A 12,430-nucleotide genomic window follows, 5' to 3' on the forward strand; every position below is an offset into this window, starting at 1 on the left:
GGCCGGGTGGGGGCGGGCGTTCGGTCCTGACGCCGGTTTTCTTCCCAGGACACGCCCAGCCGGTCATCCAGGGTCCGGGTCCAGGTGCGCTCAGCCAGGCGGCGCAGGCGTTGCAGATCAGCGTCGGCCATGGCTTCGCCACCGAGATTGCAGCGGGCAACGAAGGCGAAATCATCATCCAGCCCGGCCAGGCTGGCATTGCGCAGTTCTGCCAGCGATTGTTCGTCACCGCCCAGGGCAATGGCCTGCCAGTAGCTGATCCAGACATCGCGCTTGAGTACCTCGAAGCGGGTACGGATTTCGTGGATGCGATCGGTCAGGGTTTCCAGCTTCGTGGCTTTGTCTACGACGTATTCCGGCGTGGTGACCTTGCCGCAATCGTGCAGCCAGGCGGCGATGTGCAGTGCCTCCCATTCATCGTCGGTCGGCTGATAGGCGCTGAAGGCGGGTTCCTGGCTGGCTGCCGCCGCCCGGGCAAGCATCAGGGTCAGTTCCGGCACGCGCTGGCAATGGCCGCCGGTATAGGGGCTTTTGGCGTCGATGGCACCGGCCAGCAGTTGAATGAAGGCGTCCAGCAGCTGTTTTTGCCGGGCTTGCAGGCGCTGGCTTTCGATGCACACGGCAGCTGCGCCGGACACTGCCTGGAGAAACGCAATGCGGTCCGGCCGCAGTTTGTCCAGATCGCTCTGATCGCCGCTGTCGGCCAATAGCAACACCAGCAGGCCCACGGTTTCGTTGTGACGATTGTGCAGGCGGATTCCGATCAGATGGACCCGAGGACTTTTCAGCGCGAGCAGGATTTTCTGCAGATCACCCGCCTGCTCGAAACCCAGATTGCTGACGACATTGTCGACGTTTGCCAATTGGTGCAGCCATGGGGGGCTTTGTGCGTTATCGAGCGAGTGTCCGCGGATGTCGAAGGATTGCAGGTTTTCGGCGGCGTTATTGATGACCAGCCCGTGGGGTTTCATGTGCTGGCCATCACCTTCGCGCAGATAGATCAGGCCGGCCTGGGCCTGGCCGATTTTCACGGTTTCAAACAACACCCGCTCCAGCAGCGGGGCGAAACGGGTTTCGGCACTGAGGCTGTCTGTGATCTGGAAGAAGCTCGCCAGTGTGTCTTTCATCCGTGCCATCGACACACTCAGTTGGTCGACTTCGAGCACCAGCGAGCGACGGGAAAGCGGAAAATTGAAATCGAAACTGCGAATCGCATCGGACTCCTGCACCAGGGCGCGCAAGGGTTTGACCAGGACTCTTGATGTCAGCCAGCCCAGCGGCACGCATAACAGCAGCGTTGCCAGGGTAATGAGCGCGCCTTGCCAGCGCATCCGGTAAGCGTCGACAAGCAACTCGTCTTCCGGTACCAGCAGAGCCAGTTGCAGGCCTTGGGGGCCACCTTCCTGCATGCTGCTGCGGGCCACGATCCACTGCCGGCCATTGGCGTTCAGGCGACTGCCTTGAGGGGGGGTGTTGAGCAACGCACCCAGGCCGGGGCTCAGATCCGCCGCCTTGATCAGGCGGGACGTCTGATCATCGATGATCAGTCTGCGGCTGTCAGGGTAGGCAATGGCATTGCCTTGGGCATCGAACAGCACGATTTCGGTATTGGGGGTCACGACGTGCTTGGCCAGAGTTGCGCTGAGTTCGGCCAGGGTCAGGTCAGCGGCCATGATTGCCTTGTCGCCATTGCGTCGCGCCAGCGTCGTGCCAATGTTGTGGGTGGAAAAAAAGATATAGGGTTCGGTCGTGATCTGGTCGTTTTCGTTGCGCGCGCTGATAAACCAGGCGCGATTGCGCGGGTCATACGTGTCGTTCAGGTTTTCCAGACGGGCTGCAAGTGCCAGGTTCCGGTCGAAAAACAAGGACTGGGAATGGGCCTGGCCACTGCTGTTGTGCTCGATGCTCCAGACCTGGTAAGCCGCCGTGTCCGGAGCCCCGACCAGGGCTTTGACCTCTGGGGTGCGCAGCGGGCGGACCATGAAAAAGTCTCCATTGTCGTAGCCCAGGTACAGCGAAGCCAGATTGGGGTTGTCCTCGAGTGACTGGCTGAACGGTCCGAGCAGTGCCAGGCGTTGTGCCAGATCAGGGGACTGGCCTGCCGGATTGAGTGCCAGCAGGCTCAACAGATGACGAATGGGTTCATAGGTTGCGTGCAGGTCCAGGCGGACATCCTGCTCAATGCGATTGAACAGTTTTTCACTGCTGGACAGTATGATCTGTGTGGTTTGCTGATAGTTGAACAGACCCAGCACCACCCCGGTCAGCAGCAACAAAAAGGTGAACATCACGCTGATATGGACATGCAGTGGAAACCGGCGTGGATCCGTGCGCAGTGGGTCAGGCATTACGGGTTTCTCCATGATGGTCAACACCCTGCCGAGGGTCCAAGCATAGTTAAGGCTCTGTCACTTTGCCTTCGTCGTACTCCTCGATCTGACGTAGTAACGCGTCCTCCAGCTCCAGCATGGTGCGCTCCATGGATTTGCAGCATTCAGCCAATGTTCCGCGATCGAAACCCCCATGGCAGGCTGCTTCGAGTGCCTCGCAGCGGTCGATCAGGCGGGAGGCCTGCACTATCCGGGCTGCGCCTTTGATTTTGTGGGCAATGTCCTGCAGCGCCTGCGTATCCCCGAAACTGGATAGCGATAGCAGCGTTTGCAGATCCTGGCGGTTGCTGCTCACCAGTTCGTTCAGCAATCGCCGGTTCAACATCGGGTTTCCCCCGGTCAGCAGTTTCAATCCGTGCAGGCTGAACGCCGGGACTGCATGGGTGGGTTCAATGCCCTGCAGCCATTGACTCAAGGCGCCGAGGCTGAGGGGTTTGAACAGGCAGTCGTTCATTCCGGCCTGTTTGCAGCGTTGCACTTCTTCCGGCTGGGCGTTGGCGGTAAAGCCGAGAATAGTGCAGGGAGGACGATGGTTTTGTCTTTCATGCTGGCGAATGGCACGGGCCAGCTCGTAACCGTTCATGACCGGCATGTTGCAATCGGCGATCACCAGATCAAACGGTTGGTCTTTCCATGCCTCCAGTCCTTCCTGGCCATCGGCCGCGACGGAAAATCGATGTCCAAGAAACTCCAGCTGCTGGCACGTGAGCAAACGATTGGCCGAGTGATCGTCGACTACCAGGACATTCAATGGGATTGTGGCGACGACGGTTTGCGTTTCGGCCACCAGGGCTGACTGTTGCAGTGGCAACGTTTCCAGTTGCAGCAACAACTCCACTTGAGTGCCGAGGCCCGGCTCGCTGCGTAATTGCAGACTGCCGCCCATCATTTCGCAGAGATTGCGGCTGATCACCAGCCCAAGCCCGGCGCCCCCCCTGGCCGATTGCATGGCGTTGTCTGCCTGGGCAAAGGGTTCGAACAGGCGCTGTTGATCCTGTTCGCTGATCCCGATACCACTGTCGTGAACTTGCACCCGCATTTGCACGTGCTCGGGTTGCGTTGCCGGGTGCAGGTCGACAACGACCCGGACCTGGCCTTGCTCGGTAAATTTGATGGCATTGCTGATCAGGTTGGACAGCACTTGCTTGAAGCGCAAGGGGTCCAGCAACACGTCGAAGGTCGGGTTGGCCGATGAAAACTCCAGCACCAGTTCGAGTTCCTTCTGTCGGGCCAGGCCATCGAAAATCCGCACGACCGAGGCCACGAGTTCACCCGGATTGACGCGCTCCGGGCTCAGGCTCAAGCGTCCCGATTCGATTCTGGCAATGTCGAGAATGTCGCCGATCAGCTCCAGCAACCCTTTCGCCGAGTTGTACGCGACATCGATGGCCGGACGTTCCGGGTGCTGATGATCAAGACGCTTGAGTGTCAATTCAAGCATGCCAATGATTGCATTCATCGGCGTGCGGATCTCATGGCTCATCGTGGCCAGAAATGTGCTTTTGGCCCGGTTGGCGTTATCGGCACGTTCTTTCGCGCAACGCAGGTCGTCGAGCAGTTGCCGCCGTTCGCTGATGTCGATCCAGCCACCGATAATGCCTTGCACTGTTGCGCTGGAATCCCGATAGGGAAGAATCCAGTGATAAATCGTCAGTCGCCGGCCACCAATGTGCAGCTCGCGATCGACAATCAACGGTCTGCCCTCGGCCACCACGCGTTGGTAGTCAGCCTGGTACTCCCGGGCTTCGAATACATTGCTCATCGATCCCTGCATGACGCTTTTGCCGATGACATCTTCACGCCTGGCGCAGAATGCTTGCAGGTAACTGTCGTTGCAACTTTGCAGTAGCCCCTGGCGATCACGTACGTAGATCGGATGGGGCGTGCCATTGACCAGCGATCGCATGAACTCGAACTGATCGTTCAACGCACGCTCTGCGGCCTTGCGCTGCTTGATCTGGCGTCGCATGTAGTCGTTCCACGCAATGGAAATCAGCAATAGCACGCCTGCACCGAAGACGATTTGGTAGAACAGCCTTTGATAATTGCGCCAGGTGCTTTGCGAGGACGCCGAGTAGCCGCGCCAGCGACTGTTGATGATGCCCAGCTCCTCCGGGGAAATGCTCAGTAAAGCCTTGTCGAGGATCGCATTCAGCTCTTTGGCACCCCGAGCGGTGGCAAGGGAAAACGCTGCCTGCTCGGTGCCGATGGTGGTGCTGATTTGCAATGTGTGCTCGAACAGCCGCGACGAAATGAAGTAGTTGGCAATGATCAGTGAGTTCACCGCGCCCTCGGCCTGACCTTGGGCGAGTAACTCTACGGCGCTGAAGGTGTCCGGGGTCTCGATCAATTTGATCCGGGGAAACTCTCTGCGCAGGTAGTCCATGAGTGGATTGCCGCGGGCAATGGCCAGGCGCTTGTCCTGCAACTGCTCGAGGTTGGTCGGGCTGTCGTCGGCTTTGCGGGTCAGCAGGACGTAGGAATTTTCCAGAAAGGGGCGGGTAAAGTTCAGCTGGGTTTGACGTTGGGCGCTGGGGAGCAATGGGGCGATGACATCGGCCTTGTTGTCCTTGATCTGTTTGATCATCTCGTCGTCGCTGCGGCTGTGCTGGATGTCAAAGCGCAAGCCGGTGCGCAGCCTGATCAGCTCAAGCAAATCTGCGGTGACCCCGCGAAAGTTGCCATTGCTATCGAAAAACGTCAGTGGCGCAAAAGCTTCGTTGACGACGACACGCACTGTCGGGTGGTGTGCCAGCCAGCGTTCTTCCCGTTCAGTGAGTTGCAGCTTTTGATCGGTCAGCAGAATGTCGCTACCGGCGCTCCAGCGTTTGGCGATGCTTTCTCGTTCACTGGTGGGGATGGCCCTGATCATTGTATTGATGATGCCAAGCAGTTCGGGGTTGTTCCTGTTAACGGCAAAGCTGAAACCATAGGCTTCATGTTTACCGAAGTTGGCCATCCGGATGTTGTTCAAGTACCCCTTGTTGATCATGTAGTGAGTTGAAATGGTGTCGCCGAGAAACACGTCCGCCTGATCGAAAGCAACAGCGTTGATCGCATTCTGGTAGGACGGATAGGACGTGATGATCGCCTTTGGGTACAACGCCGTGACTTCCGCCAGCGGCAAATAGTGATACACCATGCTCAGGCGCAATCCGGCCAGGCCATCGGTGAGGGAACGGGTTTCCCCTTCACGGGTCACCAATACAGGTTGGTCAACGGCATAGGGTATGGACAGTGCAATGCCGGCATTGCCAGCTTCGAATCCATTGGCGGTGCCTAGCAGATCGACTTCGCCGTTCTCCAGTGCAGCGATCGCGGCTCCTCGGGAATCGAAGCGCTGAACCTTGACGGGCAACCCGGTTGTTTTTTCCAGAAGACCGGCGTAATCGGCGGTAAACCCTTCATAGTCCTGGCCGCTGGTGGTCAGGTCGAAGGGGGGATAGTCCGGGGCTGACGTCCCGAGCGTCAGTTGATTCTTGCGTTTTATCCATTGTCGTTGCGATTCATCCAGTCGAACCTCCAGCGCCCCGGCCTTCGATCGGCTGAGCAGCGTGTAGTGTTCATCGCCCGGTGCCCCGAACAACGAGGTGCTCACGCATAGACCTGCGGTCACTTGAATCAGAAAGACCTTCAAACGGCTGGGCATCCAGGTTCTCACACTAGCGCGTTACGTTTTGCCATCTCGATGAGTTCAACCAGGGATTTGGCTTTGAGTTTCTGCATGAGGCGCTTTTTGTAGGTACTCACGGTCTTGTTGCTCAGAAACATGCCCTTGGCGATTTCCTTGTTTGTGCGACCTTGGGCAAAAAGTTGCAAGACCATCAGTTCCCGGTCGTTTACGGATTTGAACAGTTCCAATTCGATGCAGCGTGTTTCATCTCCACGGACGGGGTTCAAGGCCTCGCTCGGAAAATAGTTGTAACCTGCAAATACCGCTTTTATGGCACTGACCAGTTCACTGATGTCCTCTTGTTTGCAGACATAGCCCGATGCACCGGATTGCATGCAACGAATACCGAAAAGTGTTGGGCATTGTGCTGTCAATACCAGTGTTTTAAGAGGAGTATTCATTGCGTTGAATCGGGATAGTACTTCCAGTCCATCCAGTTTTGGAATGCTGATGTCGAGAATGACCAGGTCCGGCATGCATTCGCGAACCATCTGCATGGCGTCGACCCCGTTATCAGTTTCGCCGACGACTTTGTAACCTTCATGTTCCAGTAACATTCGAACGGCAAGGCGGATAACCGGGTGATCGTCGACAATAAAAACGGAGTTCATAATAAAGTCCCATGCGAGCTCAAATAAAGCGCGCACCTTAGCTCAGATACTTGAGGGGACGCATGAACTCACCGAGCTGTAGCAGCAATATAGGAGAATTCCTACAAACTTAAAGGAAAAGGACTACGTATTAACTAGGTTTTCTGTTAGGAAGGGTGAGGAAGTTTGGCGCTTGGAGGTACTTTAGAAAGAAGTTGTTTGTAAGTTTTACGCCGTGTATTTGTCGGATGTTATAGGTGTTTTTTCTACATGTGTACCGAGGTCAACAGGTCTCTAAATTCAGATTGTTTCAATGGCTTTATCAAGTAGCCCAATAATGGTAGCCCGTGTTCAGTGGCCGTTTTTACAAGTTCATCCAGTTCAGACGTCGTCAGGCTACTCAGAATGATCGCCTGTCTGATCAGTCCCAGCTGGCTGGCGAACCGGACCAGATCGAGCCCCGTCAGATCGGGCAGGCATTGATCGCATAAAAGGATGTCGAACGGCTGGTCGGCCCCGAGCATTTGCTGCATGGCGTCTTTGGCGCTGTCGGTGGTCGCCAGTCGGGTAAAGCCATAGCTTTCCAGCAGGTATCGAGTGGCTAAAAGTTGGAAGGGGTGGTCCTCCACCACGAGGATGCGTAGATCGTTTTCGGCCATGGGGCGCACTTCATCTGTTGAACAGAAAGGAGGGCGATTGTTTCGCGAGCGTGCCGGACATGCGATCAGTTTGCTCGCCATATGTTGTAGGGCGATTCGACGAAGCTTGAGTGCTGTTGGAAGTTGAAGGGGGATCAGCCATAACGAATGCCGTAATGGCTGATCAGTCGATACGCCTCAGTGGCTGGCGCGTCCGGTCATTTCCAGGGCCATGTCACTGGCATAGCTGTCGGTCATGCCGGCGATGAAATCGATCATGCGCAAAAACGACGTGTGCAATGGGCCGTGAGGGTCGGGTGCATTGTTGCCCAGCAGGTCAAGGATGCGGCGGCTTTTGAACGAAGGGGTCCGACCGTTGTGCTGCTCAAGCGCTGCTCCGCAAAAGGCGTTGAGCAGGATTTCCAGCGTGGTGTAGGCGCCGATCTCGTGCAGGGTCTTGCGCTTGTCCTGGAAGATTTTCTTGCGGGCCATGTCCTTGGCGTTCAGCACGCAACGCTTGGCGGGCCCGTGCATGTGTTCCACCAGGTCGCCGGGTAATGTACCGGCCAGCAGTGCGTCCTGTTGCTCGACGAAGGCGCGGGCCGCGGCATTGGTCAAGTGCTCGATGGCTTTGCCGCGCAGGATCGCCAGTTTGCGTCGGCGCGAATCGCCGGGACCGAGCTGGCGGTAGGTCTCCGGCAAGTCATCGCCCACCAGACCGAGCAGCAGTGACTCGACTTCGGCGTATTCCAGCAACTCCATTTCCAGACCGTCTTCCAGGTCGATCAGCGCGTAGCATATGTCGTCGGCGGCCTCCATCAGGTACACCAGTGGATGCCTTGCCCAGCGTTGCTCCTCCAGTTGCGGCAGGCCGAGCTTATGGGCGATCTGCTCCAGTAGCGGCAGCTCGCTCTGATAACAGCCGAACTTGTGTTTCTTGTATCCCAGCGAGTCGGCGTGCTTGGCCGTCCATGGATACTTCAGGTACGTGCCCAGCGTTGCATAGGTCAGGCGGGTGCCGCCGTCGAACTGGTGATACTCCAGTTGAGTGAGTACCCGAAAGCCCTGGGCATTGCCTTCGAAATTCAGGAAGTCATTGCGCTCGGCTTCACTCATTGCATCCAGCCAGCCACGGCCGGCAGCTTGCTGGAACCAGTGACGGATCGCGTCTTCACCGGAATGGCCGAAAGGCGGGTTACCGATGTCGTGTGCCAGGCAAGCCGATTGCACCACCATCCCCAGGTCGCTGGGTTCGCACCAGTCGGGCAGGGCATTGCGGATGGTTTCGCCGACCCGCATGCCCAGTGAGCGACCCACGCAACTGACTTCCAGCGAGTGGGTCAGGCGCGTATGAATGTGATCATTGCTGGACACGGGATGGACCTGGGTCTTGCGCCCGAGGCGGCGGAAAGCCCCCGAGAAAATGATGCGGTCGTGGTCTTTGTGAAAAGGGCTGCGGCCGAGCTCTTCAGGGCTGTGCAGCGGTTTTCCGAGACGTTCGCGAGTAAGCAGGGTGTGCCAATCCAAGGCGGGGGCTCTCCGTCGGGTGACTGATGGCCTAGCTTCCCGTTTCGCGCCATGACCTGCAAGCGGAACTACAACTCGGCGGCTCCGATATCGATGAGCAGCACACGTGCAGGATGGCGCCCCTCGATAGAGAGGCGCATCCCGTCGACGTCGCAGGAATGCAGCCGGAAAGATACTGATCAGTCTTTGCGTGAAGAGCCCTGCAGGATCAGTGTGATCAGCGGCCCCAGCGTGGTGCCGAGGCGGATCAGCCGGGTCAGGCCGCTGAGGCCGCCGCCGTTTTTTGCCCCCTTGCCGGTCAGAAAACCCAGCAAGGTGACGGCGGCCACGCCCCAGAGGGGGGCGTGTTTGATGCCGAAACCGTCCTGCAGGTTTTTCGTCATCCCGCGCACGCGTTTCAAGGGTTGCAGCAGTTGCGCGGATTCGTGGCGGATTTCCTGACGATGCATTTCCATGCGCAGGCGGATCAGGGCTTTGCGCATTTCCGTGCGTGAGCTGTTGTGTGGCAATTCAGGCAGGCTCATGGCAGCAGACGCTCCCGGTCGTTGGCCAGCTCTTCGAGCGTGCCGTGGAAGGGCGAGGACTCATCGAAAATCGCCGCTCTCAAGCGCATTCCACAAAATATGGCAGCGAGGGTGTAGAACACGCAGAGACCGATGATGGCGGTCAGGCGATACGTGTCCCAGAACACGATAAGCACCAGCGTCGACAGCCCTACCAGCAGCAGCAACGCAAACACCAGCGCCAGGCCGGCAAACAGCAACAGGCTGACGGTGCGGGCTTTTTGTTCCTGCAATTCGATGCCGAACAGTTCGACATGGCTGTGCAGCAACCCAAGGAAGGCCGCACCCAGGCGCCGCGAAGAGGAGCTGGTTCCCGTTTCAGACGGGCCGGATTCACCGATCGACATATCAGCGCCGGCTAGCCAGCAGGCCAATCAGGAAACCCACGCCGGCCGCGATCCCGACCGATTGCCAAGGGTTGGCCTGGACATAGTCCTCCGTGGCGGTGACCGCAGCCTTGCCGTGTTCGCGCAGGGAGTCTTCGGTCAGTTTGAGGGTTTCACGGGCACGCAAGAGACTGTCGTGAATCTGCTCGCGCAACTCGTCGGCCTGATCGCCTGCCAGGGTCGCGGTGTGCTCCAGCAACCGTTCGGTGTCACTGACCAGTGTCTGAAAGTCGTTCATCAGGATTTCTTGAGCAGTCTTTGCCTGGGTGCGGGCCATGGGGGATCTCCATAAGTGGCTTTCTGATGCGTTCGAGTATGAGCCTTCGGCGAAGGTTCAGTACAAATGACTGGTACAACTTTTGCTGTGTCGTGGTGCGCCGGTCCGCACCATTGCGCTATAGCCGGGCATGATTTCAGTAAAACCGCAGGACCAACAATCAAAAACTCGCGTAAACGTCCGGGGCGCGTTTTTCCTGGACGGTATCCGTGCGCCAAAGCGGTTCAAACGAGATCAGTCCGCTGATGCTTCGAAGCCGCAAATTGGTGCGTGAGCGGTCATCGCGAACTGCTTTGGTGCTTTTTTTCTGCCATAAGGTCTGCCCATCCCATGGAAAATCTGCAAAGCGCTGTGGACACCCTGGTCCATAGCTCCAACACGCTGTTCATTCTGATCGGTGCGGTCATGGTTCTGGCCATGCACGCCGGTTTTGCCTTTCTCGAAGTCGGAACCGTGCGACAGAAAAACCAGGTCAATGCGTTGTCGAAAATCCTCAGCGACTTCGCTGTTTCGACACTGGCTTACTTCTTTATAGGCTATTGGGTTTCCTATGGCGTGACGTTCATGCAACCAGCGGCCGTGCTCAATGCCGACCATGGCTATGGACTGGTGAAGTTTTTCTTCCTGCTGACCTTTGCCGCGGCGATCCCGGCGATCATTTCCGGGGGGATCGCCGAGCGCGCCCGGTTTGTCCCGCAATTGTGCGCAACCGCGTTGATTGTCGCGTTCGTCTATCCGTTCTTCGAAGGCATGGTCTGGAACGGCAACTTCGGTTTGCAAGCCTGGTTGCTGGAGCGCTTTGGCGCCGGTTTCCATGATTTCGCCGGTTCAGTGGTAGTGCATGCCATGGGCGGTTGGCTGGCACTGGCGGCGGTGCTGTTACTAGGGCCGCGTAATGGCCGTTATCGCGACGGTCGGCTGGTCGCATTCGCGCCATCGAGCATCCCGTTTCTGGCGTTGGGCTCGTGGATCCTGATTGTTGGCTGGTTCGGCTTCAACGTCATGAGCGCGCAAACCCTGCAAGGTGTCAGCGGACTGGTGGCGGTGAACTCGTTGATGGCCATGGTTGGCGGTACGGTGGCGGCGCTGATTGTCGGGCGCAATGACCCTGGCTTTCTGCATAACGGCCCGTTGGCGGGGCTCGTGGCAATCTGTGCCGGATCCGACCTGATGCATCCTGTGGGGGCGCTGGTCACTGGTGCCATCGCGGGGGCCCTGTTTGTCTGGTGCTTTACCGCGGCCCAGGGCAAATGGCACATCGACGATGTATTGGGTGTGTGGCCGTTACATGGCTTGTGTGGCGTGTGGGGCGGCATTGCCTGCGGCATTTTCGGCCAGAGCGCCTTGGGCGGGCTCGGTGGGGTCAGTCTGATCAGCCAGTTGATCGGCACTGCGCTGGGCGTCACTGTGGCACTGGCCGGCGGGTTTGCGGTGTACGGAGTGATCAAGGCGTTGCATGGATTGCGCCTGAGCCAGGAAGAGGAGTATTACGGCGCGGACCTGTCGATCCACAAGATCGGCGCCGTGAGCCAGGACTGACTCGGGTCACTTCATGGGCGACGGCATCAAGGGCAGGGGGCTCAATGGCTCGACGGTTTTTCGGGGCAGGCCTAGAATGGTCACTTCATTTTCTGGTTGAGCGCTCATGCTTCCCGAATGTCAGCTGTTCGGCACCCTTGGATGCCATCTCTGTGAAGTAGCCGAAGCCATGCTGATGGAGTTTGTCGAGCGCGGTCTGCTGGTGGAACTGGTGGATATCGCCGACGATGAAGCGTGGTTTGCAGCTTACAGCCTGCGAATTCCGGTGCTGCGACGCGTCGATACCGGTGCTGAACTGGGCTGGCCGTTCAGTGCCGATGAGGTGGTGACGTTCCTGCGTTAAGCGTTTTTTGCACTGGCGGCATGTCCCGCCCGTCGAACTTTGCGATTGATCCCCTTGGCTTATCCGGCGTTGATCGGATACTGTATGCGCATACAGTTATTCGCAGTGCCTGCCTTGCCGTTGCCGGTTTTCGGCAGCGAGCAGGCAAGCCCGGGCGTGAGAGGGATGAATCGTGGTCAATGTCGAACAGTTGAAGAACAGCGTGAACAGGATGTGCGCGGACGTCGTGCGCGAGGCCGTCCTTGAGTTGCGTCTGGATGGTCTGGTGACCGAGGGGAAAACGCCTTTCAACAAAACGCATTTCAATACCTGTTTCGCAGAAATCGAAGCCTTGTTTCAACGCGCGGGATATCACCGGCAACTCGATGTCGTGGGTTATCAGGGGTTGTTGTACGCCCTGTATGACCCCGCTCGCTGGGAGGCGGTCGATGTACTGCGCTGGCTCAAGGAGTACACCGAAGCGGCGGCGCGCACGCAGATTCCGGCTTGAGGAATCTTCTCTAG

General features: G+C 57.9%; 11 protein-coding genes. 3 read left to right on the forward strand and 8 right to left on the reverse strand.

Features of this window, described 5'->3' with window-relative positions; genetic code table 11:
• From ACCD00_RS08870 to ACCD00_RS08905, 8 genes are all read right to left on the reverse strand, one after another.
• A partial coding sequence (locus ACCD00_RS08870) for a hypothetical protein (RefSeq protein WP_413423697.1) occupies window positions 1-2,348 on the reverse strand: 2,348 nt, incomplete at its 3' end.
• Between the two features lie 49 nt (window positions 2,349-2,397).
• Window positions 2,398-6,039, reverse strand: coding sequence for a transporter substrate-binding domain-containing protein (locus ACCD00_RS08875; protein WP_413423699.1), 3,642 nt, complete (start codon window positions 6,037-6,039; stop codon window positions 2,398-2,400).
• Between the two features lie 8 nt (window positions 6,040-6,047).
• On the reverse strand, window positions 6,048-6,674 hold the full coding sequence (locus ACCD00_RS08880; protein ID WP_413423701.1) for a response regulator: 627 nt from the start codon (window positions 6,672-6,674) through the stop codon (window positions 6,048-6,050).
• A 245-nt stretch (window positions 6,675-6,919) separates the two neighbouring features.
• Window positions 6,920-7,312, reverse strand: a complete 393-nt coding sequence (locus ACCD00_RS08885) for a response regulator (protein ID WP_413423703.1) — start codon at window positions 7,310-7,312, stop codon at window positions 6,920-6,922.
• Between the two features lie 177 nt (window positions 7,313-7,489).
• Window positions 7,490-8,818: a deoxyguanosinetriphosphate triphosphohydrolase gene (locus tag ACCD00_RS08890; RefSeq protein ID WP_008020358.1), complete on the reverse strand. Its 1,329-nt coding sequence runs from the start codon at window positions 8,816-8,818 to the stop codon at window positions 7,490-7,492.
• A gap of 179 nt (window positions 8,819-8,997) precedes the next feature.
• The gene (locus ACCD00_RS08895; RefSeq protein WP_413423705.1) at window positions 8,998-9,342 is read right to left on the reverse strand and encodes a hypothetical protein; all 345 of its coding nucleotides are present in this window, start codon (window positions 9,340-9,342) and stop codon (window positions 8,998-9,000) included.
• Window positions 9,339-9,728: a phage holin family protein gene (locus tag ACCD00_RS08900; protein WP_008020360.1), complete on the reverse strand. Its 390-nt coding sequence runs from the start codon at window positions 9,726-9,728 to the stop codon at window positions 9,339-9,341. The genes ACCD00_RS08895 and ACCD00_RS08900 overlap by 4 nt, the downstream gene beginning before the upstream one ends.
• Before the next feature lies 1 nt (window position 9,729).
• Window positions 9,730-10,044, reverse strand: coding sequence for a DUF883 family protein (locus tag ACCD00_RS08905; protein WP_046040614.1), 315 nt, complete (start codon window positions 10,042-10,044; stop codon window positions 9,730-9,732).
• Between the two features lie 330 nt (window positions 10,045-10,374).
• Between ACCD00_RS08905 and ACCD00_RS08910 the strand changes: the two genes are divergently transcribed.
• The 3 genes from ACCD00_RS08910 (at window position 10,375) to ACCD00_RS08920 (ending at window position 12,416) form a co-directional block, all read left to right on the forward strand.
• Window positions 10,375-11,583 carry an ammonium transporter gene (locus ACCD00_RS08910; RefSeq protein ID WP_413423707.1) on the forward strand — a complete coding sequence of 403 codons (1,209 nt, stop codon included), beginning with the start codon at window positions 10,375-10,377 and terminating at the stop codon, window positions 11,581-11,583.
• Between the two features lie 106 nt (window positions 11,584-11,689).
• Window positions 11,690-11,926, forward strand: a complete 237-nt coding sequence (locus ACCD00_RS08915) for a glutaredoxin family protein (protein ID WP_085715299.1) — start codon at window positions 11,690-11,692, stop codon at window positions 11,924-11,926.
• A 172-nt stretch (window positions 11,927-12,098) separates the two neighbouring features.
• The gene (locus ACCD00_RS08920; RefSeq protein ID WP_413423709.1) at window positions 12,099-12,416 is read left to right on the forward strand and encodes a transcriptional regulator; all 318 of its coding nucleotides are present in this window, start codon (window positions 12,099-12,101) and stop codon (window positions 12,414-12,416) included.
• Window positions 12,417-12,430 lie beyond the last annotated feature (14 nt).

The sequence above is a fragment of the Pseudomonas sp. Pseusp3 genome (assembly GCF_047304225.1).
GTDB classification, from domain to species: Bacteria; Pseudomonadota; Gammaproteobacteria; order Pseudomonadales; family Pseudomonadaceae; genus Aquipseudomonas; species Aquipseudomonas fluorescens_CD.

What these genes read in the sequence shown, in the direction of transcription:
- ACCD00_RS08895 (WP_413423705.1), bottom strand. Translation starts at nt 9,342, where the DNA reads ATGAGCCTGCCTGAATTGCCACACAACAGCTCACGCACGGAAATGCGC.
- ACCD00_RS08900 (WP_008020360.1), bottom strand. Translation starts at nt 9,728, where the DNA reads ATGTCGATCGGTGAATCCGGCCCGTCTGAAACGGGAACCAGCTCCTCT.
- ACCD00_RS08905 (WP_046040614.1), bottom strand. Translation starts at nt 10,044, where the DNA reads ATGGCCCGCACCCAGGCAAAGACTGCTCAAGAAATCCTGATGAACGAC.
- ACCD00_RS08885 (WP_413423703.1), bottom strand. Translation starts at nt 7,312, where the DNA reads ATGGCCGAAAACGATCTACGCATCCTCGTGGTGGAGGACCACCCCTTC.
- ACCD00_RS08910 (WP_413423707.1), top strand. Translation starts at nt 10,375, where the DNA reads ATGGAAAATCTGCAAAGCGCTGTGGACACCCTGGTCCATAGCTCCAAC.
- ACCD00_RS08875 (WP_413423699.1), bottom strand. Translation starts at nt 6,039, where the DNA reads ATGCCCAGCCGTTTGAAGGTCTTTCTGATTCAAGTGACCGCAGGTCTA.
- ACCD00_RS08915 (WP_085715299.1), top strand. Translation starts at nt 11,690, where the DNA reads ATGCTTCCCGAATGTCAGCTGTTCGGCACCCTTGGATGCCATCTCTGT.
- ACCD00_RS08880 (WP_413423701.1), bottom strand. Translation starts at nt 6,674, where the DNA reads ATGAACTCCGTTTTTATTGTCGACGATCACCCGGTTATCCGCCTTGCC.